Annotated in this window: 24 protein-coding genes; 14 read left to right on the forward strand and 10 right to left on the reverse strand. The window is 65.1% G+C overall.

The annotated features are described in order from the left end of the window. Positions 1-23: 23 nt before the first annotated feature. From PNI01S_RS11165 to gatC, 4 genes are read right to left on the reverse strand one after another with little or no spacing between them, the layout of a single operon-like run. Positions 24-407, reverse strand: coding sequence for a septal ring lytic transglycosylase RlpA family protein (locus tag PNI01S_RS11165; protein WP_024765927.1), 384 nt, complete (start codon positions 405-407; stop codon positions 24-26). A 54-nt stretch (positions 408-461) separates the two neighbouring features. Continuing rightward, positions 462-1,907, reverse strand: coding sequence for an Asp-tRNA(Asn)/Glu-tRNA(Gln) amidotransferase subunit GatB (gatB, locus tag PNI01S_RS11170; protein ID WP_024765928.1), 1,446 nt, complete (start codon positions 1,905-1,907; stop codon positions 462-464). 14 nt (positions 1,908-1,921) lie between these two features. Continuing rightward, positions 1,922-3,376, reverse strand: a complete 1,455-nt coding sequence (gatA, locus tag PNI01S_RS11175) for an Asp-tRNA(Asn)/Glu-tRNA(Gln) amidotransferase subunit GatA (protein WP_089285809.1) — start codon at positions 3,374-3,376, stop codon at positions 1,922-1,924. Positions 3,377-3,395: 19 nt separating this feature from the next. Continuing rightward, positions 3,396-3,683 carry an Asp-tRNA(Asn)/Glu-tRNA(Gln) amidotransferase subunit GatC gene (gatC, locus tag PNI01S_RS11180; RefSeq protein ID WP_015475813.1) on the reverse strand — a complete coding sequence of 96 codons (288 nt, stop codon included), beginning with the start codon at positions 3,681-3,683 and terminating at the stop codon, positions 3,396-3,398. Positions 3,684-3,922: 239 nt separating this feature from the next. Here gatC and mreB point away from each other — a divergent pair, with 239 nt between their 5' ends. From mreB to tldD, 8 genes are all read left to right on the forward strand, one after another. After that, the gene (mreB, locus tag PNI01S_RS11185) at positions 3,923-4,960 is read left to right on the forward strand and encodes a rod shape-determining protein MreB (protein WP_017518164.1); all 1,038 of its coding nucleotides are present in this window, start codon (positions 3,923-3,925) and stop codon (positions 4,958-4,960) included. A gap of 93 nt (positions 4,961-5,053) precedes the next feature. After that, positions 5,054-6,112 (forward strand): rod shape-determining protein MreC, encoded by a 1,059-nt coding sequence (gene mreC, locus PNI01S_RS11190; protein ID WP_084358257.1) that lies wholly within the window; start codon positions 5,054-5,056, stop codon positions 6,110-6,112. Beyond that, entirely contained in the window at positions 6,112-6,600 is a 489-nt protein-coding gene (mreD, locus tag PNI01S_RS11195) for a rod shape-determining protein MreD (RefSeq protein WP_024766558.1), read from the forward strand. Before mreC ends, mreD begins: the two co-directional genes overlap by 1 nt. Before the next feature lie 60 nt (positions 6,601-6,660). After that, positions 6,661-7,245, forward strand: a complete 585-nt coding sequence (locus PNI01S_RS11200) for a Maf family protein (protein WP_024766557.1) — start codon at positions 6,661-6,663, stop codon at positions 7,243-7,245. Between the two features lie 47 nt (positions 7,246-7,292). Next, positions 7,293-8,750 (forward strand): ribonuclease G, encoded by a 1,458-nt coding sequence (gene rng / locus PNI01S_RS11205; RefSeq protein ID WP_084358258.1) that lies wholly within the window; start codon positions 7,293-7,295, stop codon positions 8,748-8,750. 158 nt (positions 8,751-8,908) lie between these two features. Further along, positions 8,909-12,727: a YhdP family protein gene (locus PNI01S_RS11210; RefSeq protein WP_084358259.1), complete on the forward strand. Its 3,819-nt coding sequence runs from the start codon at positions 8,909-8,911 to the stop codon at positions 12,725-12,727. A gap of 66 nt (positions 12,728-12,793) precedes the next feature. Beyond that, positions 12,794-13,642 (forward strand): carbon-nitrogen hydrolase family protein, encoded by an 849-nt coding sequence (locus PNI01S_RS11215; RefSeq protein ID WP_024766555.1) that lies wholly within the window; start codon positions 12,794-12,796, stop codon positions 13,640-13,642. Between the two features lie 2 nt (positions 13,643-13,644). After that, positions 13,645-15,087: a metalloprotease TldD gene (gene tldD / locus PNI01S_RS11220; protein WP_024766554.1), complete on the forward strand. Its 1,443-nt coding sequence runs from the start codon at positions 13,645-13,647 to the stop codon at positions 15,085-15,087. A 40-nt stretch (positions 15,088-15,127) separates the two neighbouring features. Here the strand turns inward: tldD and yjgA are convergent, their stop codons facing one another. Beyond that, positions 15,128-15,652 carry a ribosome biogenesis factor YjgA gene (gene yjgA / locus PNI01S_RS11225; protein WP_024766553.1) on the reverse strand — a complete coding sequence of 175 codons (525 nt, stop codon included), beginning with the start codon at positions 15,650-15,652 and terminating at the stop codon, positions 15,128-15,130. A gap of 116 nt (positions 15,653-15,768) precedes the next feature. On the opposite strand from yjgA, the gene pmbA reads away from it, so the two are divergent. The 6 genes from pmbA to PNI01S_RS11255 all read left to right on the forward strand — a co-directional run bounded on the left by pmbA (position 15,769) and on the right by PNI01S_RS11255 (position 21,054). Beyond that, entirely contained in the window at positions 15,769-17,118 is a 1,350-nt protein-coding gene (gene pmbA / locus PNI01S_RS11230; RefSeq protein ID WP_084358260.1) for a metalloprotease PmbA, read from the forward strand. Positions 17,119-17,266: 148 nt separating this feature from the next. After that, on the forward strand, positions 17,267-17,650 hold the full coding sequence (locus tag PNI01S_RS11235) for a hypothetical protein (protein WP_024766552.1): 384 nt from the start codon (positions 17,267-17,269) through the stop codon (positions 17,648-17,650). After that, positions 17,643-19,019 carry a class II fumarate hydratase FumC gene (fumC, locus tag PNI01S_RS11240; RefSeq protein ID WP_065083923.1) on the forward strand — a complete coding sequence of 459 codons (1,377 nt, stop codon included), beginning with the start codon at positions 17,643-17,645 and terminating at the stop codon, positions 19,017-19,019. The genes PNI01S_RS11235 and fumC overlap by 8 nt, the downstream gene beginning before the upstream one ends. 29 nt (positions 19,020-19,048) lie before the next feature. Further along, positions 19,049-19,498 carry a DUF2753 family protein gene (locus tag PNI01S_RS11245; RefSeq protein ID WP_024766550.1) on the forward strand — a complete coding sequence of 150 codons (450 nt, stop codon included), beginning with the start codon at positions 19,049-19,051 and terminating at the stop codon, positions 19,496-19,498. Between the two features lie 13 nt (positions 19,499-19,511). Beyond that, positions 19,512-20,138 carry a superoxide dismutase gene (locus PNI01S_RS11250; RefSeq protein WP_024766549.1) on the forward strand — a complete coding sequence of 209 codons (627 nt, stop codon included), beginning with the start codon at positions 19,512-19,514 and terminating at the stop codon, positions 20,136-20,138. Between the two features lie 22 nt (positions 20,139-20,160). Further along, positions 20,161-21,054 carry a ZIP family metal transporter gene (locus PNI01S_RS11255; protein WP_413247456.1) on the forward strand — a complete coding sequence of 298 codons (894 nt, stop codon included), beginning with the start codon at positions 20,161-20,163 and terminating at the stop codon, positions 21,052-21,054. A gap of 16 nt (positions 21,055-21,070) precedes the next feature. On the opposite strand, the gene PNI01S_RS11260 is transcribed toward PNI01S_RS11255, so the two are convergent. The 5 genes from PNI01S_RS11260 to PNI01S_RS11280 form a co-directional block, all read right to left on the reverse strand. Beyond that, positions 21,071-21,343 carry an HPr family phosphocarrier protein gene (locus PNI01S_RS11260; protein ID WP_024766547.1) on the reverse strand — a complete coding sequence of 91 codons (273 nt, stop codon included), beginning with the start codon at positions 21,341-21,343 and terminating at the stop codon, positions 21,071-21,073. Between the two features lie 34 nt (positions 21,344-21,377). Continuing rightward, complete coding sequence (gene rapZ / locus PNI01S_RS11265) at positions 21,378-22,235, reverse strand: RNase adapter RapZ (protein WP_024766546.1); 858 nt, start codon at positions 22,233-22,235, stop codon at positions 21,378-21,380. 2 nt (positions 22,236-22,237) lie between these two features. Then, the gene (gene ptsN / locus PNI01S_RS11270) at positions 22,238-22,705 is read right to left on the reverse strand and encodes a PTS IIA-like nitrogen regulatory protein PtsN (RefSeq protein WP_024766545.1); all 468 of its coding nucleotides are present in this window, start codon (positions 22,703-22,705) and stop codon (positions 22,238-22,240) included. Positions 22,706-22,714: 9 nt separating this feature from the next. After that, entirely contained in the window at positions 22,715-23,023 is a 309-nt protein-coding gene (gene hpf / locus PNI01S_RS11275; protein ID WP_017518151.1) for a ribosome hibernation-promoting factor, HPF/YfiA family, read from the reverse strand. Positions 23,024-23,101: 78 nt separating this feature from the next. Beyond that, the gene (locus tag PNI01S_RS11280; protein ID WP_081754068.1) at positions 23,102-24,604 is read right to left on the reverse strand and encodes an RNA polymerase factor sigma-54; all 1,503 of its coding nucleotides are present in this window, start codon (positions 24,602-24,604) and stop codon (positions 23,102-23,104) included. Positions 24,605-24,762: the final 158 nt, after the last annotated feature.

Raw genomic sequence — 24,762 nt, forward strand, 5'->3', positions numbered from 1 at the left:
GTCGTTGCTCACTTCTGGCTCCTTCAGAGACCTTCCAGGCGCACCCGGGCGGTACCGGAGCGCAGCATATTGAGTTGTTCGGCGGCGGCTTTCGACACATCGATGATGCGCCCGCGGCCGAATGGCCCGCGGTCGTTGATGCGCACCACGACGCTGCGGCCGTTGTCGAGGTTGGTGACTTTCACCCGCGTACCGAAGGCGAGCGTGCGGTGCGCGGCAGTCAGGGCGTTCTGGTTGAAGCGTTCGCCACTGGCGGTGCGCTTGCCATGGTGGGCCTTGCCGTAATAGGACGCGGTGCCTTCGGCGCGGTAGCCACGGCCGGAGACTTCCGAGTCGCTGTCGTAAGACGTGGTGCTACAGCCGGCCAGCAGGGCCAGGCAGCCGACGAGGGCCATGGGTCGCAGCATCGAACCTCCGGACGAAAAAACGCCGGGCAAGCCCGGCGTCGTTGAAGTATGGGCTCAGGCTTCGAGCTTCTTCTTCAGCAGTTCGTTCACTTGCGCCGGGTTGGCCTTGCCCTTGGCCGCTTTCATGGCCTGGCCGACGAAGAAGCCGAACATCTTGCCGCGCTTGGCTTCGTCGCTGGCGCGGTACTGTTCGACCTGCTCGGCGTTGGCTGCCAGCACGTCGTCCAGCAGCTTCTCGACGGCGCCGCTGTCGGTGTTCTGCACCAGGTCCTTGGCCTTGATGATCTCGTCCGGCGAGCCCTCACCTTCGGCCATGGCGGCGAATACGGTCTTCGCGGCCTTGCCGTTGATGGTGCCGTCCTTCAGGCGCAGGATCATCTGGCCCAGGTGCTCGGCGGAGACCGGGGACTGCTCGATCTCCAGGCCGTCCTTGTTGAGCAGGCTGGAGAGCTCGCCCATCACCCAGTTGGCGGCCAGCTTGGCGTCGCCGCAGATGGTCTGAACCTTCTCGAAGTAGTCGGCCATCTCGCGGCTGGCGGACAGCACGCTGGCGTCATAGGCGGACAGGCCGTACTGGCTCTCGAAACGCTCGCGCTTCTGGTCCGGCAGTTCCGGCAACTGGCCGCGCAGATCGTCCAGGAAGGCGCGCTCGATCACTACCGGCAGCAGGTCCGGGCAGGGGAAGTAACGGTAGTCGTTAGCTTCTTCCTTGCTGCGCATGGAGCGCGTTTCGTCCTTGTTCGGGTCGTACAGGCGGGTTTCCTGCACGACTTTGCCGCCGTCCTCGATCAGTTCGATCTGGCGCTGCACTTCGTGGTTGATCGCCTTCTCGATGAAGCGGAAGGAGTTCACGTTCTTGATCTCGGCACGGGTGCCGAATTCTGCCTGGCCCTTCGGGCGTACCGAGACGTTGCAGTCGCAACGCAGCGAGCCTTCGGCCATGTTGCCGTCGCAGATGCCCAGATAGCGCACCAGTGCGTGGATCGCCTTGACGTAGGCCACGGCTTCCTTGGCGCTGCGGATGTCCGGCTCGGAGACGATCTCCAGCAGCGGGGTGCCGGCGCGGTTCAGGTCGATGCCGCTCATGCCGTGGAAGTCTTCGTGCAGGCTCTTGCCGGCGTCCTCCTCCAGGTGTGCGCGGGTGATGCCGACGCGCTTGACGGTGCCGTCTTCCAGGGTGATGTCCAGGTGGCCCTTGCCGACGATGGGGTGGTCCATCTGGCTGGTCTGGTAGCCCTTGGGCAGGTCCGGGTAGAAGTAGTTCTTCCGGGCGAAGACGTTGCGCTCGGCAATCTCGGCGTTGATCGCCAGGCCGAACTGGCAGGCCATGCGCACGGCTTCCTGGTTCAGCACCGGCAGGGTGCCGGGCATCGCCAGGTCGATCAGGCTGGCCTGGGTGTTCGGGGCGGCGCCGAAGGTGGTGGCGCTACCGGAGAATATTTTCGATTGGGTGGAGAGCTGTGCGTGGATTTCCAGCCCGATCACGGTTTCCCATTGCATATCGTAATCCTTCCTCAGAACCCAGCCGGTGCTTGTGTGTGCCAGTCGGTGACCAGTTGGTACTGGTGCGCGACGTTGAGCAGGCGGCCTTCCTGGAAGTACGGCGCGAGCAACTGGACACCCACCGGCAGGCCATCGACGAAGCCGGCAGGCATGGACAGGCCCGGAATGCCGGCGAGGTTGGCGGTGATGGTGTAGATGTCTTCCAGGTACTGGGCGACCGGATCGTTGTTCTTCTCGCCCAGTTTCCAGGCCGGGTTCGGCGTGGTCGGGCCAAGGATCACGTCGACTTCGGCGAAGGCACTGGTGAAATCGTTCTTGATCAGGCGGCGAATTTTCTGAGCTTTCAGGTAATACGCGTCGTAGTAACCAGCGGAAAGCGCGTAGGTGCCGACCATGATGCGGTTCTTCACCTCGGCGCCGAAGCCTTCGGCGCGGGAGCGCTTGTACAGGTCCTGCAGGTCCTTCGGGTTTTCGCAGCGATAGCCGTAGCGCACGCCGTCGAAGCGCGACAGGTTGGAGCTGGCTTCTGCGGGCGCGATCACATAATAGGCAGGGATGGCGTGCTGCATGTTCGGCAGGGAGATCTCCTTGACCACCGCGCCGAGCTGCTTGAGCTGCTCGACTACCTTCATCACCGCGTCGGCGATGCGGCTGTCGAGGCCGGCGCTGAAGTATTCCTTCGGCAGGCCGATGCGCAGGCCTGTCAGCGGCTTGGCCAGGGCGGCCAGGTAGTCGTCCACTGGCTGGTCGACGCAGGTGGAGTCCTTCGGGTCGAAGCCGGCCATGGCGCCGAGCATCAGTGCGCAGTCCTCGGCGGTGCGGGCCAGCGGGCCGCCCTGATCGAGGCTGGATGCATAGGCGATCATGCCCCAGCGCGAGACGCGGCCGTAGGTCGGCTTGATGCCGGTGAGGTTGGTCAGCGCGGCTGGCTGGCGGATCGAGCCGCCGGTGTCGGTGCCGGTGGCCGCCGGGATCAGGCGCGCGGCCACCGCGGCGGCGGAACCGCCGGAGGAGCCGCCCGGCACGCGGGAGGTGTCCCAGGGGTTCTTCACCGGGCCGTAGTGGCTGGATTCGTTGGCCGAGCCCATGGCGAACTCGTCCATGTTCAGCTTGCCCAGGCTCACGGTGCCGGCATCCGCCAGGCGCTCGACGACGGTGGCGTCGTAGGGCGAGACGAAGGCGTCGAGGATCTTCGAGCCGCAGCTGGTGCGCACGCCCTGGGTGCAGAACAGGTCCTTGTGGGCGATAGGCGCACCGAGCAGGGCGCCGGTTTCACCTTTGGCACGCCGCTCGTCGGCGGCCTTGGCCTGGGCCAGGGCGCCTTCTTCGGTGACGGTGATGAAACTGTTCAGCTGCGGGTCGAGCTGCTGGATGCGCGCGAGCAGGGCAGTGGCCAGTTCCTGGGCAGAGAATTGCTTGTCGGCGAGTCCGCGGGCGACTTCGGCGAGGGTCAATTGATGCAGCATATGTCCGTGTCCTTAGCGCTTACTCGATGACTTTCGGGACGAGGTAAAGGCCGTCTTCCACGGCCGGCGCGATGGCCTGGTAGGCTTCGCGGCGGTTCTCCTCGGTGACTGCGTCGGCACGCAGGCGCTGCGTGGCTTCCAGCGGGTGGGCCAGGGGCTCCACGCCGTCGGTGTCGACGGCCTGCATGGCGTCGATCAGGCCGAGAATGTTGTTCAGGGTGTCGGTGGTACGCGAAATGTCGGCTTCCTCCAGGCCCAGGCGGGCGAGGTGGGCGATCTTTTCCACGTCGGAGCGTTCAAGCGCCATCGGGATCTCCAGCTAGAGCGGCCCGGTTCGAACTGGACCTGGCCGGAAGGAATGAGGGGGCGGGGAACAGAACCCGCGGCAGACGGTCGAAGGCCGCTGGGACGGGCCGAGCAGGCCCGAAAAACGAGGAATCTAGCATAAATTGCCGCCTTGCCCAAAACCCCCGTCATTGTTAGAGTTTGCCGCACTTTTTTACCCGCGCACTTTTCACCCACGCGCCACCTATGGGTTTCTTTCCAATGTTTAAAAAACTGCGTGGCATGTTCTCCAGTGATCTGTCGATCGACCTGGGCACTGCCAATACCCTTATTTATGTGCGCGAGCGCGGCATCGTCCTGAACGAACCGTCCGTGGTCGCCATCCGTAGCCATGGCAGCCAGAAAAGCGTGGTTGCCGTCGGTACCGAAGCCAAGCGCATGCTGGGCCGTACTCCGGGCAACATTGCCGCCATTCGTCCGATGAAAGACGGCGTGATCGCCGACTTCAGCGTCTGCGAGAAGATGCTGCAGTACTTCATCAACAAGGTTCACGAGAACAGCTTCCTGCAGCCCAGCCCTCGCGTGCTGATCTGCGTGCCGTGCAAGTCCACCCAGGTGGAACGCCGCGCGATTCGTGAATCGGCCCTGGGCGCTGGCGCCCGTGAGGTCTACCTGATCGAAGAGCCGATGGCCGCGGCCATCGGTGCCGGCCTGCCGGTGGAAGAGGCCCGTGGTTCCATGGTCGTCGATATCGGCGGCGGCACCACCGAGATCGCCCTGATCTCCCTCAATGGCGTGGTCTACGCCGAATCCGTCCGCGTCGGCGGCGACCGCTTCGACGAAGCCATCGTCACCTACGTGCGCCGCAACTACGGCAGCCTGATCGGCGAATCCACCGCCGAGCGCATCAAGCAGGAAATCGGCACCGCCTTCCCGGGCGGCGAAGTCCGCGAAGTCGACGTCCGTGGCCGCAACCTGGCCGAAGGCGTACCGCGCAGCTTCACCCTGAACTCCAACGAAGTGCTCGAAGCGCTGCAGGAATCCCTGGCGACCATCGTCCAGGCGGTGAAGAGCGCCCTGGAACAGTCTCCGCCGGAGCTGGCTTCGGACATCGCCGAGCGTGGCCTGGTGCTGACCGGTGGTGGCGCGCTGCTGCGCGACCTGGACAAGCTCCTGGCCCAGGAAACCGGCCTGCCGGTGATCGTTGCCGAAGACCCGCTGACCTGCGTGGCCCGTGGCGGCGGCAAGGCGCTGGAAATGATGGATCGCCATTCGATGGACCTGCTTTCCACCGAATAAGGTAGGAAAGCTCTGTAAAGGTCGGTTAACGTTTCGCCCACGCTGGTGAATCTTCAACCGACCTTGCACAGCTAGGAGCCGGTCATCAAACCGATATTCTCCAAAGGGCCCTCGCTGGGCGCGCGCCTGCTGGTGCTCGCCGTCCTGTCGGTCGCCTTGATGGTGGTCGATGCCCGCTTTGATTACCTGAAACCGGTACGCAGCCAGATGGGCCTCGTGCTGAGCCCCTTCTATGGCATCGCCGACATCCCGGTTCGAGCCTGGGAAGGCGTGCGCGACCAGTTCACCAGCCGCAGCGAACTGCTGGCCGAGAACGAGCGCCTGAAGGCAGAGCAGCTGCTGATGCAGCGCCGCCTGCAGAAGCTGGCCACCCTCACCGAACAGAACGTGCGCCTGCGCGAGTTGCTCAATTCCTCCGCGCTGGTCGACGACAAGGTGCTGGTGGGCGAGTTGATCGGTGTCGACCCGAACCCCTTCACCCAGCGCATCCTGATCGACAAGGGTGAGAAGGACGGCGTGTTCCAGGGCCAGCCGGTGCTCGATGCCAGCGGCCTGATGGGCCAGGTGGTCGAGGTGATGCCTTACACCGCGCGCGTCCTGCTGCTGACCGATACCACCCACAGCATTCCGGTGCAGGTGAACCGCAATGGCCTGCGCGCCATCGCCGTGGGCACCGGCAACCCGGAACGCCTGGAGCTGCGCTACGTCGCCGATACCGCCGACATCAAGGAAGGCGACCTGCTGGTGAGTTCCGGCCTGGGGCAGCGCTTCCCGGCCGGTTATCCGGTGGCGGTGGTGAAGGAAGTACTCCACGACACCGGTGGGCCTTTCGCCACCATCCGTGCCGTGCCGACCGCCAAGATGAACCGCAGCCGCTATGTGCTGCTGGTCTTCAGCGACAGCCGCACGCCCGAACAGCGCGCCACCGATGCCGCCGAAGCCCAGGCTGAAGCCGACCGCAAGGCGGCCGAGTCCGGCGCGCCGGCCCAGCCTGCGCCCGGCGCTCCGGCCGCCCAGCCACATGACAGTGCGCAGCCTGCCGCTCCTGCGGCTCCCGCCGCACAGCCTGCCCATCCGGCCGGCGCCAATGGCGCAGCGCCTGCCGCGCCTGGTGCGCCGGCGTCGCACCCCGATGCAAGGACCCGACGCTGATGGCGGGTCAGGGCTCGAACAATGGCTGGGCCATCTGGCTCACCCTGCTCCTGGCGCTGTTGCTGTCGGTGGCGCCCATGCCCAGCTTCATGGAGATCGGCCGCCCGCTGTGGCTGGCGATGTTCCTCACCTACTGGGTGCTCTACCTGCCGCACAAAGTCGGCATGCTGACTGCCTGGGTGCTGGGCGTTGCCGAAGACGTGCTCTACGGCAGCCTGCTGGGGCAGAACGCCCTGATCCTGAGCCTGATCATCTGCCTGGTGCTGTCGCTGCACCAGCGCCTGCGCATGTTCCCCATCTGGCAGCAGTGCCTGGTGTTGCTGGTGGTCTTCGGTCTCGCCCAGCTGGTCCAGCTGTGGATCAGCGCCCTGACCGGCAATCGCCCGCCGACCCTGGTGTTCCTGCTGCCGGCGCTGGTCAGCGCCTTGCTCTGGCCCTGGGTCTATACATTGCTGCGGGCCCTGCGGTTGCGCCTGAACATCAATTGATCGCCCCCTTGCGGGGGAATCGCCGGGCCGGCGTTGAGCGGGCCCGCTTCGGAGTCCCTGATGGCCCAGCTGTACCTCGCCTCCAGTTCGCCGCGCCGCCGCGAGCTGCTCACCCAGATTGGCTTGCCATTCCACATAGTGCCTGCGTCGATTGACGAAACGCCCGAGTCCGGCGAGTCGGCGCATGCCTATGTCGAGCGCCTGGCGCGCAGCAAGGCCCTGGCCGGGCTGAACTTCCTCGCCCAGCGCGCCGATGTCTGCGTGCTCGGTGCCGATACCGCCGTGGTGCTGGATGGTCGCATCCTCGGCAAGCCGCTGGACCGCGACGACGCCCTGGCGACGCTTCAGGCCCTGTCCGGCCGCGAGCATGAGGTGCTGACTGCCGTGGCGGTGGCCGATCGCGACCGCTGCGAAGCACGCGTGGTCAGCAGTCGCGTGACCTTCCGCGAGATTTCCGCCGAGGAGGCCGAGCGTTACTGGGAAACCGGCGAGCCGCAGGACAAGGCGGGTGGCTATGCTATTCAGGGGCTCGCGGCAGTCTTCGTCAGCCGCGTCGAGGGCAGCTACAGCGCCGTGGTCGGCCTGCCCCTGTGTGAAACTGCGGCATTGCTGGCTGACTTCTCCATCCCTAGCTGGCAGTCTTGATCACGAAGTAGCGCTGGCACGACTCCGGGCGCGATAAGGAAGGGCGCATGAGCGAAGAGATCCTGATCAATATCACGCCGATGGAATCGCGCGTGGCGGTGGTGGAGAACGGCGTCCTGCAGGAGGTCCATGTCGAGCGCACGCTGCGCCGCGGGATCGTCGGCAACATCTACAAAGGCAAGGTCGTGCGCGTGCTGCCGGGCATGCAGGCGGCCTTCGTCGACGTCGGCCTGGAGCGCGCAGCCTTTATCCATGCCGCGGAGATTTCCACCCGCGAGGGCAGTGCGGTGGAGAGCATCGGCGCGCTGGTCCACGAAGGGCAGAGCCTGGTGGTGCAGGTCACCAAGGACCCCATCGGCACCAAGGGCGCACGGCTGACCACGCACCTGTCGATCCCTTCGCGCTACCTGGTCTACATGCCGCGCACCAGTCATGTCGGGATTTCCCTGAAGATCGAGGACGAACACGAGCGCGAGCGCCTCAAGCAGGTGGTCGCCAAGTGCGTCGAGGCCGAGGGCATCGTCGAGCGAGGTGGGTTTATCCTGCGCACCGCTGCCGAAGGCGCCGGCGAGGACGAGATCCTCGCCGATATCCGCTACCTGCGCCGCCTCTGGGACCAGATCGACGCGCAGATCCAGACCGTCGGCGCGCCGACGATGATCTACGAAGACCTCTCCCTGGCCCTGCGCACCCTGCGCGACCTGGTGAACCCGCGCATCGAGAAGATCCGCGTCGATTCCCGGGAGAACTTCCAGAAGATCACGCAGTTCGTCGAAGACCTGATGCCGGAAATCGCCGACCGCCTGGAGCACTACCCGGGCGAGCGGCCGATCTTCGACCTCTACGGGGTCGAGGACGAGGTGCAGAAGGCGCTGGAGCGCAAGGTGCTGCTCAAGTCCGGCGGCTACCTGATCATCGACCCGACCGAGGCGATGACCACCATCGATGTGAACACCGGCGCCTTCGTCGGCCACCGCAATCTCGAAGAGACCATCTTCAAGACCAACCTCGAGGCGGCGACCGCCATCGCCCGCCAGCTGCGCCTGCGCAACCTGGGCGGGATCATCATCATCGATTTCATCGACATGGAAGACGAGGAGCACCGCCGCCAGGTCCTGCGGACCCTGGAGAAGCAGCTCGAACGTGATCATGCCAAGACCAACATCATCGGCATCACCGAGCTGGGCCTGGTGCAGATGACCCGCAAGCGCACCCGCGAAAGCCTGGTGCAGGTGCTCTGCGAGCCCTGCCCGAGCTGCCAGGGGCGCGGCATGCTGAAGACTGCCGAGACCATCTGTTACGAGATCTTCCGGGAAATCCTCCGTGAAGCGCGAGCCTACCAGGCCAATTCCTACCTGGTGCTGGCCAACCAGAAAGTGGTGGATCGCCTGCTCGACGAGGAGTCGGGCAACGTCGCGGACCTGGAGCTGTTCATTGGTCGCCCGATCAAGTTCCAGGTCGAGGCCATGTATTCCCAGGAGCAGTACGACGTGGTCCTGCTTTGAGCGGCGGCTCGCACATCGTGGAGATCCGCCGGCCGGCAGCTTTGCCATGGGGTTTTTTGGAGCTTTGCCTGACGCACACTGTCAGACCTGGTTCGACCTTGGATGGCTGGGAGGCCGCTCGATGACCCTTCGCTTCACCTCACAGGCAGCCGCCTGACATGGATCGCGCCGGCCGCCTGTTCGCCACCTCGCTGCGCATCGTCCTGGGCCTCCTGGCGCTGGGGCTGGTGCTGCTGGCTTTGTACGTCAGCCTTGGCCGGCAGTTGGTGCCGTTGGTGGCGGAGTACCGCGACGATCTGGCGCGCAAAGCCAGCGAGCAACTGGGCCTGCCGGTGGCTATTGGCGCCCTGGAAGGGCATTGGCGCGGGTTCAGCCCGATCATCGTGGTACGCGACATCCAACTGGGCGAAGGCACCGATTCGCTGCGCCTGGAGCGCGTGCGCCTGACCCCGGACATCCTCGGCAGCGTGATGGCGCGCCAGCCGCGCATCGACAGCCTGGAGCTGGAAGGCCTGCACCTGACCCTGCGCGAGGACGAGGACGGCAACTGGCACGCCGACGGCCTGCCCAGCCGTGGCGGCGACACCGACCCGCGCAAGCTCATGGACCTGCTGCTGACCCCACATCGCCTGTCGCTGATGGACAGCCAACTGACCGTACTGCCGCAACAGGCCAACCCGCTGTCGTTGAACTATGTCGGCATGACCCTGCGCAGCGGCAGCCGCCAGCGCCTGGAGGCACGCTTCAGCCTGCCCGGCGGCGAACCGGTGGCGGCGCGGCTGGAGGCCCGGCTGAACCGCGATGACTGGGCGAAGAGTTCGGCCCAGCTGTACCTGAGCCTGCCCCAGGCCGACTGGGCCAAATGGCTGCCCGAGCGTCTCACTGGCGCCTGGAAGCTGTCCCACGCCAAGGCTGGCGGCGAATTCTGGGCGACCATCGACAAGGGCGTGCCGGTCTCCGCCGTAGCCCGCCTGAATGCCCCTAAGATTGATGCCGCGCTGGGCGACCGCAAGCCGGTGAGCCTGAGCGACCTGGGCGTCAGCCTGTTCTTCCAGCGCAACGGCGACGATTTCGATCTGCGTGTCGCCGATCTGGCAGCGAATTTCGGCGAAAGTCGTTGGGGCGAGGTGGAGTTGGAGCTGACTCGCCGGATAAAGGGCGAGGAGCATTGGCAGCTGCGCGCCGACCGCCTCGACCTGACCCCGCTGGGACCGACCATCGCAGCACTGGCACCGCTGCCGGACAAGGCCATCGAGTGGCTCGAAGGGCTGAAACCGCACGGTGTGTTACACAACGTCAATTTCGATTACTGGCCGCAGCGCGAGGGCGCCGAGCGCGTCGCCTATGCCACCAACCTGGAGAAGGTCGGTGTCAGTGCCTTCCATGATGTGCCGGCCGTGGCCAACGTCGACGGCACCTTCCGCGGCAACCTTGGCGGCGGCACGCTGGACGCCAACGCCCAGGATTTCATGCTGCACCTGGCCACGCTGTTCCCCGAGCCCTGGCACTACCGCACCGCACGCACGCGGATGTTCTTCCAGTTCAACGACGAGGCCTTCACCCTAGGCAGCCACCTGATGCAGGTGGAGGGCGACGAGGGAACCATCGCCGGCGACATCCTGATACGCCTGATGCGCGACCCGGCGCAGGAAGACTACATGGACCTGCGCGTGGGGATGAGCAACGGCGATGCGCGCTACACCGGTAAATACCTGCCCACCGTCATCCCGCAGATGAGCAAGGATCTGGCTGCCTGGCTCAAAGGTTCAATCAAGAGTGGGCGCATCGAACAGGGCTATTTCCTCTGGCAAGGTTCGCTGCAGAAGGGCTCGGCGCCGGAAGCCCATGCCATGACCCTGTACTTCAAGGTCCATGACGGCGTGCTCGACTACCAGCCGGGCTGGCCCGGCCTGAGCAAGGCCGAGGGCGAGGTGCGCGTGGAGGACACCGGCGTCAGCATCAACGCAACCAGCGGGCAGATTCTCAACAGCCAGGTGCGCGATGTCTCGGTGGAGATTCCCCATTCCAACCCGGGGGAAGTCGCCCATCTGCATGTGGACGGCGATATCGACAGCAACCTCGTCGATGGCCTGAAGATCCTCCAGGACTCGCCCATCGGTGCGACGCACACTTTCGCCGGCTGGGAAGGCAAGGGCGACCTCAATGGCCACCTCAACCTCGACATTCCGCTGGCCAAGGGCGAGGCGAGCAAGGCGCGGGTGATCGTCGATTTCGACACCGACAAGGCGCAGCTGAAGATTGCCAAGCCTGAGCTGAACCTCGAACAGGTGAAGGGCAAGTTCCGCTACGACACCGACAGCGGCCTCAGCGGGCAGAACATCTCCGCTCAGGTGCTGGGTAGCCGTATCACCGGCAGCATTCGCGCCGAAGGCCGCAACGGCGCTCCGCGTACTCGGGTGCTGGTGGGTGGCCAGGTATCGGTGAAGACCCTGCTCGACTGGGGCAAGGTACAGAAACAGTTGCCGGTCGACGGCCGCGTGCCGTTCCAGCTCAACCTGCTGCTCGACGGCAAGGACAGCCAGCTGCAGGTCGCCTCGAACCTGCAAGATGTCACCATCGATCTGCCGGCGCCGCTGGGCAAGGCCGCGCAGGAAACCCGCGAGAGCGAATGGCGCATGACCCTCGAGGGCGCCGAGCGACGCTACTGGGCAACCTACGGCGATCGCGCCAGCCTGGCTTACGCGGCTCCGGCGGACCAGCCGCTGGCCGGCCGTGGCGTGCTGCGCCTGGGTGGCGACCCGGCCGTGCTGCCCAACTGGAATGGCGTCCAGGTGCGCGGCAAGATCGACGAAGTTGACGCCGACGCCTGGATGGCGGTCGCGAAGAAATACTCCAATACCGGGGTTGAGGGCGCCGCTGGCCTGCTGCGCGGCGCAGACCTGCAGATCGGTCGCTTCAAAGGCTTTGGCCAGACCCTGGAAAATCTCACGCTGGATGTGTTGCGTGTCGACAGCAGTTGGCAGGTTGGACTGGTCAGCTCGCTGGTCTCCGGCAAGGTCATCCTGCCCGACAGCAAGGTGAAGCCGATCCAGATCGCCCTGGACCGTCTCGACCTGCCCAAGGGCGAGGCCATCGATTCCGTGAAGGCAGTCGAGCAGCCTGACCCGCTGGCAAAGGTCGACCCGCGCAGCCTGCCGCCGATGGACGTGTCCATCCGCCAGGTCCTCAAGGCCGGGAAGCCGGTCGGTGCCTGGAGCTTCAACCTGCGCCCGACGCCTACCGGTGTTGGCTTCAACAATGTGAATCTGGACCTGCGTGGCCTGTCGGTGAAGGGCAGCCTGCGCTGGGATGGTCTTGAGGCGAGCGCGCGCAGTACCTTCCAGGGCAAGCTCGAGGGCAAGAACCTGGGCGACGTGCTGAAGGCCTGGGACTTCGCGCCCAGCGTGACCAGCGAGCGTTTCAACGTGGACATCAACGGCAACTGGCCGGGTTCGCCGGCGGCGCTGAACCTGCGGCGGTTCGGCGGTACCCTGGACGCCAGCCTGCGCAAGGGGCAATTCGTCGAAGTGGAGGGCGGAGCCAATGCCCTGCGGGTGTTCGGCCTGCTCAACTTCAACGCCATCAACCGCCGCCTGCGCCTGGACTTCTCCGACCTGCTGGGCAAGGGCCTGAGCTACGACCGGGTCAAGGGCGTGCTCACCGCCACCGATGGCGTCTACTTCACCCGCGAGCCGCTGCGTCTGGATGGACCGTCGAGCAACCTGGAACTCAACGGCACCCTGGACATGGCCCACGACGAGATCGACGCCAAGCTGCTGGTGACTCTGCCGGTGACCAACAACCTGCCGTTGGCGGCACTGATCGTCGGCGCTCCCGCCATTGGCGGCGCGCTGTTCGTGGTGGACAAGTTGCTGGGTGACAAGGTCGCACGCTTCGCCAGCGTGCAGTACAGCGTGAAGGGGCAATGGCAGAGCCCGACCATCACCTTCGAGAAACCCTTCGAAAAACCTCACTGAACCGGCGGCCAAGCACAATGCCCGGGCATCGGTTAGCATGAAAGCCAGGTATTCCCGGAGCTGACCATGTCCATCGCCGTCATCCAGATGGTCAGCCAGGACGATGTCCTGGCTAATCTTGCCACCGCCCGTCGCCTGCTGGAGCAGGCCGCCAACGGCGGCGCGCGCCTTGCCGTACTACCGGAAAACTTCGCCGCCATGGGGCGCCGAGACCTCGCGGACATCGGCCGCGCCGAAGCCCTTGGCGAAGGCCCGATCCTGCCCTGGTTGAAAAGCACCGCCCGCGACCTCAGGTTGTGGATAGTCGCCGGCACCCTGCCGTTGCCGCCGGAGAACCAGCCGGGAGCCAAGGCCAATGCCTGCTCGCTGCTGGTGGACGAGCGCGGTGAAGTGGCGGCGCGCTACGACAAGCTGCATCTGTTCGATGTGGACGTTGCTGATGCCCGTGGCCGCTATCGCGAGTCGGACGACTACGCCTTCGGCCAGCGCGTGGTGGTGGCGGATACGCCGGTCGGGCGGCTGGGGCTGACGGTCTGCTACGACCTGCGCTTCCCCGAACTGTATACCGCGCTGCGCGAAGCCGGCGCGGAGCTTATCAGTGCCCCTTCGGCATTCACCGCGGTGACTGGCGCTGCGCACTGGGAAATCCTCATCCGCGCCCGCGCCATCGAAACCCAGTGCTATGTACTGGCGGCTGGACAGGGCGGGACCCACCCCAACGGACGGGAAACCTGGGGCCAGTCGGCCATCGTCGACCCCTGGGGGCGTATCCTGGCCGAGCAGGCCAAGGGCGAGGCGGTGCTGCTGGCTGAGCGCGATAGCGAGGAACAGGCGGCGGTGCGGCAGCGCATGCCGATTGTCCGGCACAGAAGATTTTTCCCGTCGGTCGAACCGCGACCGGCGCGTACGGAGTGAATATGAGCGAACTGTTGTCATCCGTCAGCCAGCACCTGCTGGCCCCCGGTGGTCTGGATATCGACCAGCTGTCGCCGATCCTGCACGAGCTGAGCGGCCCCGGCATCGACGCCGCCGACCTGTACTTCCAGAGCCAGGTCTCCGAGTCCTGGATGCTCGAAGACGGCATCGTCAAGGAAGGCAGCTTCCACATGGACCAGGGTGTCGGCGTGCGCGCACAGTCCGGTGAGAAGACCGGCTTCGCCTACAGCAACGCGATCAACCACGAAGCGCTGATCCAGGCTGCCCGCGCTGCACGCTCGATCTCCCGAGCCGGGCAGAATGGCAAGGTGCAGGCGTTCAAGGCCGTGGTGCCGACCCGCCTGTATGCCGGCGAGAACCCGCTGGATGTGATGAGCCGCGCCGAGAAGGTAGAGCTGCTGCAGAAGATCGACGCCGCCACCCGCGCCCTTGATCCGCGCATCCAGCAGGTCACCGTCAGCCTCGCCGGTGTCTGGGACCAGGTACTGATCGCTGCGGCGGATGGTTCGCTGGCTGCGGACATCCGACCGCTGGTGCGTTTCAACGTCAGCGTCATCGTCGAGCAGAACGGCCGCCGTGAGCGCGGTGGGCATGGCGGCGGCGGTCGCACGGACTACAAGTACTTCCTGCAGGAAGACCGCGCCATGAGCTACGCGCGCGAGGCGCTGCGCCAGGCGCTGGTCAACCTGGAAGCGGTGCCCGCGCCGGCCGGCAGTCTGCCGGTGGTGATGGGCGCCGGTTGGTCCGGCGTGCTGCTGCACGAGGCCGTGGGCCACGGCCTGGAAGGCGACTTCAACCGCAAGGGCAGCTCGAACTACAGCGGTCGCATCGGCGAGAAGGTCGCTTCCAGCCTGTGCACCATCGTCGATGACGGCACCATCGCCGGCCGTCGCGGTTCGCTGTCGGTGGACGACGAAGGCACGCCGACCCACTGCAACGTGCTGATCGAGAACGGCATTCTCAAGGGCTACATGCAGGACAAGCTCAACGCCCGCCTGATGGGCGTGGCGCGCACCGGCAACGGTCGTCGCGAGTCCTACGCGCACCTGCCGATGCCGCGCATGACCAACACCTACATGCTGGCCGGGGAGAGCGATCCGCAGGAAATTATTGCCAGCGTCGAGCGTGGCATCTACTGCGCCAACCTTGGCGGCGGCCAGGTGGACATCACCAGCGGCAAGTTCGTCTTCGCCACCAGCGAGGCCTACCTGATCGAGAACGGCAAGATCACCCGCCCGGTGAAGGGCGCGACGCTGATCGGCAACGGCCCGGAAGTGATGAGCCGGGTGTCCATGGTCGGCAACGACCTGGCGCTGGACAGCGGCGTGGGAACCTGCGGCAAGGACGGCCAGTCCGTGCCGGTCGGTGTCGGCCAGCCGACCCTGAAGATCGACGCGATCACCGTTGGCGGCACGGGCGCCTGAGGCCGTTGCCCGTGAGGCTTGGAGAGAGGGACGCGGCTGCTCAGCGCAGGCCGCGTTTGAGCTCGTCCAGCTCGCGGATGTACTTGAAGATCTTCCGCGCCGCGGCCGGAGGCTTGTTGTGAGCGGCCTCGTGCTGGGCGTGGCGGATCAGCTGGAGCAGGTGCTGGCGGTCGCTTTCCGGGTATTCGCCGAAGAACGCGGACAGCGCTGCGTCACCGCCGGTGATCAGGTGGTCGCGCCAGCGCTCCAGGGCGTGGAAGCGTTCGTTGTACTGGCGGGTCGAGGTGTCTACCTGTTCCAGCAGGGCGAGGATGGCCTCGACGTCCTGGTCGCGCATCAGCTTGCCGATGAACTGCCGATGGCGTTTCTTGGCAGCGTTGGCCTTGTGCTTGGGTGCTTCTTCCAGCGCGCGGCGCAGCGGATCGGTCAGCGGCATGCGGTCGAGCATGTCGGCCTTGAGCGTCGTCAGGCGCTCGCCGAGCTCCTGCAGCGCGTGCATTTCGCGTTTTACTTGCGACTTGCTCTTCTCATCGAAGGACGAGTCGTCATCGTGAATTTCAGCCATGGCGGGGGTCTCTTTGAAAACGCCGCCATGATAACGAGTCAGGGGCCGCTTGTCCGGCCCGCGCCGGTTGCCGCCGCCTGATGGCGGGGCCGGAACATGAACAGGAGAGGCATGCAATGAGCGAACACAACCCGGCAGTGAGCCCGGAGGTCCTTCCCGAACTGCGCGAGCAGGTCGAGCGGATCATCGCCGAGGCTTCCCGGCAGGGCGCCAGCGCCTGCGAAGTGGCGGTGTCGGTGGAGCAGGGGCTGTCCACCTCGGTGCGCCAGGGTGAAGTCGAGACCGTCGAGTTCAATTGTGACCAGGGCTTCGGCATCACTCTTTACGTTGGCCAGCGCAAGGGCTCGGCGAGCACCTCGGCAACAGGCGCGGACGCCATCCGTGAAACCGTGGCGGCGGCGTTGGCGATTGCCAAGCATGCCTCCGAAGACGACTGCGCCGGCCTGGCGGACCCTGCGCTGATGGCGCGGGACCTGCCGGACCTGGATCTTTACCACGGCTGGTCGATCACCCCCGACCAGGCCATCGAGCGCGCGCTGGCCTGCGAGGCTGCCGCGTTCGCCACCGACAAGCGAGTCACCAAGGCCGACGGCACCACGCTGAACACTCATCAGGGCTGCCGCGTATACGGCAACAGCCATGGCTTTGTCAGCGGTTATGCGAGCACCCGCCACAGCCTGAGTTGCGTGATGATCGCCGAAGGCGAAGGGCAGATGCAGCGCGACTACTGGTATGACGTGAACCGCCGCGGTGAGCTGCTGGCGACTCCCGAATCCATCGGCCGCCGTGCCGCCGAGCGGGCTGCCAGCCGGCTCGGCGCGCGCCCGGTGCCGACCGCCGAGGTGCCGGTGCTGTTTGCCCCGGAAGTCGCGGTCGGCCTGTTCGGCCACTTCCTCGGTGCCATCTCCGGCGGCAGCCTGTACCGCAAGTCTTCCTTCCTCGAAGGTGCGCTGGGGCAGCGACTGTTCCCGGAATGGCTGACCCTGGACGAACGCCCGCTGCTGCGCGGCGCGCTGGGCAGTGCCTCGTTCGACAACGACGGCCTGGCGACCTATGCCAAACCCTTCGTCGAAGGCGGCGAGCTGGTCTCCTATGTGCTCGGCACCTACTCCGGGCGCAAGTTGGGCATGCCCAGCACGGCCAACTCCGGCGGCGTGCACAACCTGTTCGTCAGCCATGGCGACGAGGACCAGGCCGCGCTGATCCGTCGCATGGGACGTGGCCTGCTGGTCACCGAGCTGATGGGGCAGGGCGTCAACCTGGTGACCGGCGATTACTCGCGTGGTGCCGGCGGTTACTGGGTGGAAAACGGCGAAATCCAGTTCCCGGTGCAGGAAGTCACCATCGCCGCCAACCTGCGCGACCTGTTCCGCAATATCGTCGCCATCGGCAACGATGTGGAGCATCGCGGCAACCTGCACACAGGCTCCGTCCTCATTGAAAAGATGATGGTCGCCGGCAACTGATCCACCCACCGCGGCCTTGCTGGCCGCGGCTTTCAGTCCTTCCCAAAGCCGTTCTCCAGACAGGCCGTCCAGCGCATTGCGTTCGGGCGGCTTGTTTTTTTGATTCTCACAAACAATAATCAATCTCATTATCGATTGAGGGATTGCCATGTTTGCCGAGATCGACAGCTCGCTCACCGATCGCTGGTACCGCCTGGGGACCCGCATCCGCTGCGCCTTGGAGCCGGATGAGCCGCGTCTGGTCGAGCAGTACCTGTGCGAGGCGCGTTACCTGGCGGCCTGGGAACCGGTGCCGGCTTGGCGCCTCTTCGAGAAGTGCTTCCAGTTGCTGCTCGACAGCAGCCGCGACATCGCACTGCCCTGGCACTGGCGGGTGCTCTGCCTGGATCACGCCTATCTCCCTCTACGCGAACTGCAACGCCTGGCGACCTCTACCGCCCAGCGCCAACGCCTGTGCCTGCTCGGCCGGCGGATGGCACAGCAGGAGATGGCGCCTTCCCTGAGACTGCAAGAAGGAATCGAGAATGACTGACAGCCGTATCGAACGCGACAGCATGGGCGAACTGGAGGTGCCGGTGGCGGCGCTCTACGGTGCCCAGACGCAGCGGGCGGTGAACAACTTCCCGGTGAGCGGCCAGCGCATGCCGCGTCCGTTCATCCGCGCGCTGCTGCTGGCCAAGGCCGCCGCGGCGCGGGCCAATGTCAGCCTGGAACAGCTGGACGCGGAAACCGGCGCTGCCATCGTCGCTGCCTGTGAGGAGTTGTTGGCGGGCGACCTGCAGCAACACTTCCCGGTGGATGTGTTCCAGACCGGCTCGGGTACCAGCTCGAACATGAACGCCAACGAGGTGGTTGCGACCCTCGCCGGCCGCCGCCTGGGAAAACCGGTCAACGCCAATGACCAGGTCAATTGCGGGCAGAGCAGCAACGACATCATCCCTTCGACCATCCACATCAGTGCGGCGGTAGAGATCCACCAGCACCTGCTGCCGGCCCTGGATCACCTGCACGCGACCCTGGAGAAGAAGGCCAAGTCCGTGCACTCGTACGTGAAGACCGGCCGCACTCATCTGATGGATGCCATGCCGGTGCGCCTGAGCCAGGTGCTTGGCGGGTGGGCGCAACAGGTGCGCCAGGCGTCTCTGGGCATAGAAGGGCAACTGCCGGCGTTGCAGCAACTGGCTCAGGGCGGCACTGCCGTCGGAACCGGCGTGAACGCTCACCCGCAGTTCCCCGCGCGCTTCTGCGAAGAGCTCAACGGACTGACCGGCCTGGCATTCCGCCCCGGTGATGATTTCTTCGCGTTGATCGGTGCTCAGGATATCGCCGTGGCCACCTCCGGCCAGCTCAAGGCGCTAGGCGTGGCGCTGATGAAGATCGCCAATGACCTGCGCTGGATGAACTCCGGCCCGCTGGCAGGCCTTGCCGAGATCGAGCTGGAGGCGCTGCAGCCGGGTTCCTCGATCATGCCGGGCAAGGTCAATCCGGTGATTCCGGAAGCCACTGCCATGGTCGCCGCCCAGGTCATGGGCAACGACACCACCATCGCCATTGCCGGGCAGTCGGGCAACTTCGAGCTCAACGTAATGCTGCCGGTGATCGCCGACAACCTGCTGCACAGCATCCACCTGCTGGCCAACGTCAGCCGTCTGCTGGCGGACAGGGCCATCGCCAGCTTCAAGGTCAACGAGGCGAGCCTGCGCGAGGCGCTGTCGCGCAACCCGATCCTGGTCACCGCGCTGAACCCGATCATCGGCTACCAGAAGGCCGCGGAGATCGCCAAGCAGGCTTACCGCGAAGGGCGGCCGATCATCGACGTCGCGCTGGAAAACACGGACCTGGACCGTGCCCGCCTCGAGCAACTGCTCAATCCCGAGAAGCTCACCGCCGGCGGACTCTGAGTCCGCCCCACCCGCTGGAGGAACCTGCCATGCGCCACTGGCAACGCACCATCGAACTGGGCAACCGCTGCTTCATTCGCAACGAGTTGATCGATGCCCGTGAGCACTACCTCCATGCGCTGGCGCTGGCCCAGGTCCTGCTGGACCGCTGGCACGACCCGGAGGAAGCCGTGATGGCGTTTGTCATCTCCCACCACAACCTCGGCGACCTGCACCTGCAACTGGGACAGCCGGAGGAAACCGCCGAGTACCTGTGCGCCTGCCACGAGCGCCTATTGGTATTAGGCGAAGACCTGCGCAAATGCTCGGATCTGCGTGTGGCCGCGGTGCAGCACAGCCGCCGTACCTACGTCGAACTGCTCAACTTCATTGGCGAGCACGGTACCTATCCGCGTACCCAGCGCCTGCTGCGTCGCCAAGGCGCGGTCGAGTTGCGCCCGGGGCTGTTCACTGCCGTTCAATCGATGCGCTACCACTGAAGAAGGTTCGAAGATGCCTCACGTCCTGCCCGCCTTGCCCTATGCCTTCGACGCCCTGGAACCGCACATCGATGCGCAGACCATGGAAATCCACCACAGCAAGCACCACCAGACCTACATCAACAACCTGAACGCTGCGCTGGAAGGCACAGAGTTCGCCGAAGTTCCGCTGGAAACGTTGCTGCAGAAGCTCGACCGCCTGCCCGAGGCACTGCGCGCGCCGGTGATCAACAACGGCGGCGGCCACGCCAACCACTCGTTGTTCTGGACCGTGATGGCTCCTGACGGCGGTGGTCATCCGCAGGAGGAGTTGGGCCAGGCCATTGACGCTCAACTGGGCGGCTACGAGGCCTTCTGCCAGGCGTTCACCAAGGCGGCATTGACTCGCTTTGGTAGCGGCTGGGCGTGGCTGAGCGTCGATCCGCAGGGCCAACTGGTGGTGGAAAGCACCGGCAACCAAGACAGCCCGCTGATGCAGGGCAACTTGCCGATCCTCGGGCTGGACGTCTGGGAGCACGCGTACTACCTGCGCTATCAGAATCGCCGGCCGGAATACATTGCCGCGTTTTACAACGTCGTCGCCTGGCCGGAGGTGCTCCGACGTTACCGCGAGGCACGGCAGGCGCGGGGGCAAGGATGAAACCGAAGGGCGTCCCATGCGTCTGATCGTGCAGAGTCTGCGTGAAAGCGGAGGACGCAATTTGCGTTGGTTGCTGGGGCTGATCATTGTCCTCGGCGGCGGTCTGCTGGTGGCCCAGCACCTGATGCTGCTGGCGCGCTTGTCGCTTTCCCCGCCGCTGTACCTGGCCTTGCATGGCGGCATGCTCTGTGCGCTCGGGACTGCCCTGGGCGCGCTGCCCGTGCTGCTGGTGCGCAGCATGCCGGCGCGAATCGCCGACGCCATGCTCGGCTTCGGCGCCGGTGTGATGCTGGCGGCCACTGCATTCTCGCTACTGCTTCCCGCGCTGGAGGCTGCTGAAGCCTCGGGTCGGGCCACCTGGCTGGCCTCGGTGCTGGTCAGCCTCGGCCTGGCGCTGGGAGCCTTCGGTCTCGCGGTGTTCGGCCGAGTACTCGAGGACGCGCAGGCCAATATCCGGGGCGTTGCTGATGGAAAGGTTCCTGCGCGCATCCTGCTGTTCGTTGCTGCCATCGTCCTGCACAACATTCCCGAGGGCATGGCTGTCGGAGTCGCCGCCGGGGGAGAGGTGCAAGGCGCCAGCGGATTAGCGCTGGGCATCGCGCTGCAGGACGTGCCGGAAGGGCTGGCGATTGCGCTGGTACTGGCCGGGGCAGGCGTGTCACGCGGCAAGGCGGCGTTGGCGGGCGCGGCGTCCGGGCTGGTCGAGCCGCTGTTCGCGGTGCTCTGCGCCTGGCTGATCGGCATCTCGCGGATGTTCCTGCCCTGGGGGCTGGCCGCGGCAGCGGGAGCGATGCTCTACGTGGTGGTGCGCGAGATCATCCCTGAATCACAGCGGCGCGGCCATGCGGCGCAGGCCACCCAGGGGCTTATCATCGGCTTCTGTCTGATGATGGTGCTGGATACGTCGCTGGGCTGATCGAAGGCCCGGCGAGTCACTCGCCTTCGTCGAAGTAGTTGTTGATCAGTTCGACCAGCGCCTTGAGCGCCTCGTCTTCCTGCTCGCCTTCGGCAGCGAGGTGCAGATTGGTGCCCTTGCCGGCGGCGAGCATCATCACCGCCATGATGCTCTTGCCGTCTACCGTACTTTCCGGATTGCGCCCTACGCGAACCTGACAGGGATAACGTCCTGCCACGCCGACGAATTTGGCCGCCGCACGGGCGTGCAGGCCAAGCTTGTTGATGATGGTGATTTCGAGGGCGGGCATCGCGAGGGGCTGTCCTTTTGTTGTCTGTCGCTGCTTAGCTCAGGTCGCGGTGGCGAATCTGTACGTTGGTGAGGGTTTCCTTGAGGGCCTGACCGATGCGCTCGGCAATATAGGTCGAGCGATGCTGGCCACCGGTGCAGCCGATGGCGATGGTCACATAGGCCCGGTTGCTCGCGGCGAAGCGCGGCAGCCATTTGTTCAGGTAGGCGAGGATATCCTGGTACATCTCTTCTACATCCGGTTGCGCCGCCAGGTATTCCTGGACTTCCACTTCCAGCCCGGTGTGCTCGCGCAGTTCCGGTTTCCAGTAGGGATTGGGCAGGCAGCGCACGTCGAACACCAGGTCCGCGTCCACCGGCATGCCGCGCTTGAAGCCGAAGGATTCGACCAGGAAGGCGGTGCCCAGTTCGGGCTTGTTCAGCAGGCGCAGCTTGAGCACGTCGCGCAGCTGATACAGGTTGAGATTGGTGGTGTTGAGCTTGAGATCCGCCAGGTCGGCGATCGGTGCCAGCAGGTGCGTCTCGTCGGCGATGGCTTCGGCCAGTGAGCGGCTGTCGGTGGTCAGCGGGTGGCGCCGGCGCGTCTCGGAGAAGCGCTTGAGCAGCGTTTCATCATCGGCATCGAGGTACAGCACGTCGCACTGGATGTGCTTGTCGCGAGCTTCCTGCAGCAGCTCGGGAAAACGCTGCAGCTGGCTGGGCAGGTTGCGCGCGTCGATGGAGACGGCGACCTGCGGGTGCAGCAGCTCGGTGTGCAGCAACGCACGCTGGGCCAGGTCCGGGAGGAGGCTGGCCGGCAGGTTGTCGATGCAATAGAAGCCGTTGTCCTCGAGCACGTTGAGCGCTGTGCTCTTGCCCGAGCCGGATCTTCCACTGACGATGATCAGGCGCATGATCAGTGCCCGTTGTTCTGGAAGTCCACGACGATCCGGTACAGGTCCTCGCCGTTGGCGGCGTGACGCAAACGTTCGCGGACGTCGGAGCGGTCGAGCATGGAGGCGATCTGCCGCAGCAGTTCCAGGTGCTCCTCGGTGGCGGCTTCCGGCACCAGCAGCACGAACACCAGGTCGACCGGCGCGCCGTCGAGGGCGTCGAAATCTACCGGGTGATCCAGGTGCAGGATGGCGCTGATCGGCGACTGGCAGCCGGGGAGGCGGCAGTGCGGAATGGCGATGCCATTGCCGAAGCCGGTGGAGCCCAGGCGTTCCCGGGCCACCAGGCTGTCGAAGATGTCTTGGGAATCGAAACCCGGCAGCTCGCGAGCCACCAGGTTGGCGATTTGTTCGAGGACACGTTTCTTGCTGCCGCCCGGCACGTTCACGAGGGAACGGCCGGGGGTCAGGATTTGCTCAAGTCGGATCATAGGGAGGGGTTAACGGACGCCAACACCTTGCTGGCGTTCGAGGTATTTTTCCTTGTGCTTGATCAGTTGGCGGTCGAGCTTGTCGGTGAGCAGGTCGATGGCCGCGTACATGTCTTCATGTTCGGCGCAGGCAACCACTTCGCCACCGGCGATGTGGAGGGTGGCTTCAATTTTCTGCTTCAGCTTCTCGACCTCCATGATGACCTGAACATTGGTGATCTTGTCGAAGTGGCGCTCCAGTCGGCCAAGTTTCTCGCCGACATAGTCGCGCAGGGCGTCGGTCACATCCAGTTGATGTCCACTGATGTTGACTTGCATACCGCTTTCTCCTTGTTGCCCGTGTGTAAGTGGCAGGTTATGGGGCCTGCCGCCGGAACACCTTGGCGTGGATCAACGTCACACCAGCCGCTTGCGCTCGCTCGAGGGAGAGATTCCTAGGGACTCCCGGTACTTGGCGACGGTACGACGTGCCACTTGAATGCCCTGTGCTTCCAGTAAACCAGCGATCTTGCTGTCACTCAATGGCTTTTTCGGACTTTCCGCCGCGACCAGTTTTTTGATGATGGCGCGGATCGCGGTGGACGAGCACTCGCCGCCCTCGGAGGTGCTGACGTGGCTGGAGAAGAAATACTTGAGCTCGAAGATGCCACGCGGCGTGTGCATGAATTTCTGCGTGGTGACGCGGGAGATGGTCGATTCGTGCATGCCCACGGCTTCCGCGATGTCGTGCAGGACCAGTGGTTTCATCGCTTCCTCGCCGTATTCGAGGAAGCCGCGCTGGTGCTCGACGATCTGGGTCGCCACCTTCATCAATGTCTCGTTGCGGCTCTGCAGGCTCTTGATGAACCAGCGCGCTTCCTGCAGCTGGTTGCGCATGAAAGTGTTGTCGGCGCTGGAGTCGGCGCGGCGCACCAGGCCCGCATACTGCGAGTTCACGCGCAGGCGCGGTACCGCTTCCTGGTTCAGTTCCACCAGCCAGCGCTCGTTGTGCTTGCGCACGATGACATCCGGAACCACGTATTCGGCTTCGCCGGACTCGATCTGCGAACCGGGGCGCGGGTGCAGCGACTGGATCAGTTCGATGGTCTCGCGCAGCTCGTCTTCCTTGAGCTTCATGCGCCGCATCAGCTGGCTGTAGTCGCGGCTGCCGAGCAGGTCCAGGTGGTCGTTGACCAGGCGGATGGCCTCGGCCAGCAGGTAGGTTTTGGTGGGCAGCTGGCGCAGCTGCAGGAGCAGGCATTCGCGCAGGTTGCGGGCACCGACGCCGGCGGGCTCGAGCTGCTGCACACGGCGCAGGACGACTTCCACTTCGTCCATCTCCACGCCCAGTTCAGGGTCAATGGAGGCGAGGATGTCGTCCAGGGACTCTTCGAGGTAACCGTCGTCGTTGATGCCGTCGATGATGCTCAGGGCGACCAGGCGATCGGTGTCGGACATCGGCGCCAGGTTCAGTTGCCAGAGCAGATGGCTCTGCAGGCTTTCGCCAGCGGAGGTACGGGAAGTGAAGTCCCACTCGTCGTCATCGTTGCTGGGCAGGCTGCTGGCGCTGGTCTGGTAGATGTCTTCCCAGGCGGTGTCGACCGGCAGCTCGTTGGGAATACGCTCGGCCCACTGGTCCTCGTCGAGGCTGTCGGCGTTGGGCGTGGTGCTTTCCTGGAAGTTATCCTGGGAGTTGTTGCTGGTGCCGTTGGCGCCAGATTCGGCGCCGTCGGCCATGGGATCGCTGTTGTCGTAGTCCTCACCTTCTTCCTGGCGCTCCAGCATCGGGTTGGACTCCAGGGCTTCCTGGATTTCCTGTTGGAGGTCCAGCGTGGAGAGCTGGAGCAGTCGGATGGCCTGTTGCAGCTGCGGGGTCATCGTCAGCTGCTGGCCCATCTTGAGGACTAGCGATGGTTTCATGGCTGGAACTAGGCACCTTGTTCGCTGGCGCAAAGCGCGCCATATCCACGACTACGGACGCCGGGGCGCCGCGAGGAAGCAAATTATATGCCTGAGTTTGGGCGCTTTGCCTAGGGGCTGTCGACCTTTCGTTACAACCCGGTTGCGCCAGGGGCGAT

The organism is Pseudomonas nitroreducens NBRC 12694, from assembly GCF_002091755.1.
Taxonomy (GTDB): Bacteria; Pseudomonadota; Gammaproteobacteria; order Pseudomonadales; family Pseudomonadaceae; genus Pseudomonas; species Pseudomonas nitroreducens.

Coding starts and splice junctions, on each gene's coding strand:
- PNI01S_RS11250 (WP_024766549.1), top strand. CDS start 19,512: ATGCCTCACGTCCTGCCCGCCTTGCCCTATGCCTTCGACGCCCTGGAA.
- mreB (WP_017518164.1), top strand. CDS start 3,923: ATGTTTAAAAAACTGCGTGGCATGTTCTCCAGTGATCTGTCGATCGAC.
- rapZ (WP_024766546.1), bottom strand. CDS start 22,235: ATGCGCCTGATCATCGTCAGTGGAAGATCCGGCTCGGGCAAGAGCACA.
- pmbA (WP_084358260.1), top strand. CDS start 15,769: ATGAGCGAACACAACCCGGCAGTGAGCCCGGAGGTCCTTCCCGAACTG.
- PNI01S_RS11260 (WP_024766547.1), bottom strand. CDS start 21,343: ATGCCCGCCCTCGAAATCACCATCATCAACAAGCTTGGCCTGCACGCC.
- PNI01S_RS11245 (WP_024766550.1), top strand. CDS start 19,049: ATGCGCCACTGGCAACGCACCATCGAACTGGGCAACCGCTGCTTCATT.
- gatA (WP_089285809.1), bottom strand. CDS start 3,376: ATGCTGCATCAATTGACCCTCGCCGAAGTCGCCCGCGGACTCGCCGAC.
- PNI01S_RS11280 (WP_081754068.1), bottom strand. CDS start 24,604: ATGAAACCATCGCTAGTCCTCAAGATGGGCCAGCAGCTGACGATGACC.
- gatC (WP_015475813.1), bottom strand. CDS start 3,683: ATGGCGCTTGAACGCTCCGACGTGGAAAAGATCGCCCACCTCGCCCGC.
- mreD (WP_024766558.1), top strand. CDS start 6,112: ATGGCGGGTCAGGGCTCGAACAATGGCTGGGCCATCTGGCTCACCCTG.
- tldD (WP_024766554.1), top strand. CDS start 13,645: ATGAGCGAACTGTTGTCATCCGTCAGCCAGCACCTGCTGGCCCCCGGT.
- ptsN (WP_024766545.1), bottom strand. CDS start 22,705: ATGATCCGACTTGAGCAAATCCTGACCCCCGGCCGTTCCCTCGTGAAC.
- PNI01S_RS11215 (WP_024766555.1), top strand. CDS start 12,794: ATGTCCATCGCCGTCATCCAGATGGTCAGCCAGGACGATGTCCTGGCT.
- fumC (WP_065083923.1), top strand. CDS start 17,643: ATGACTGACAGCCGTATCGAACGCGACAGCATGGGCGAACTGGAGGTG.
- PNI01S_RS11210 (WP_084358259.1), top strand. CDS start 8,909: ATGGATCGCGCCGGCCGCCTGTTCGCCACCTCGCTGCGCATCGTCCTG.
- PNI01S_RS11165 (WP_024765927.1), bottom strand. CDS start 407: ATGCTGCGACCCATGGCCCTCGTCGGCTGCCTGGCCCTGCTGGCCGGC.
- yjgA (WP_024766553.1), bottom strand. CDS start 15,652: ATGGCTGAAATTCACGATGACGACTCGTCCTTCGATGAGAAGAGCAAG.
- PNI01S_RS11200 (WP_024766557.1), top strand. CDS start 6,661: ATGGCCCAGCTGTACCTCGCCTCCAGTTCGCCGCGCCGCCGCGAGCTG.
- hpf (WP_017518151.1), bottom strand. CDS start 23,023: ATGCAAGTCAACATCAGTGGACATCAACTGGATGTGACCGACGCCCTG.
- rng (WP_084358258.1), top strand. CDS start 7,293: ATGAGCGAAGAGATCCTGATCAATATCACGCCGATGGAATCGCGCGTG.
- PNI01S_RS11235 (WP_024766552.1), top strand. CDS start 17,267: ATGTTTGCCGAGATCGACAGCTCGCTCACCGATCGCTGGTACCGCCTG.
- gatB (WP_024765928.1), bottom strand. CDS start 1,907: ATGCAATGGGAAACCGTGATCGGGCTGGAAATCCACGCACAGCTCTCC.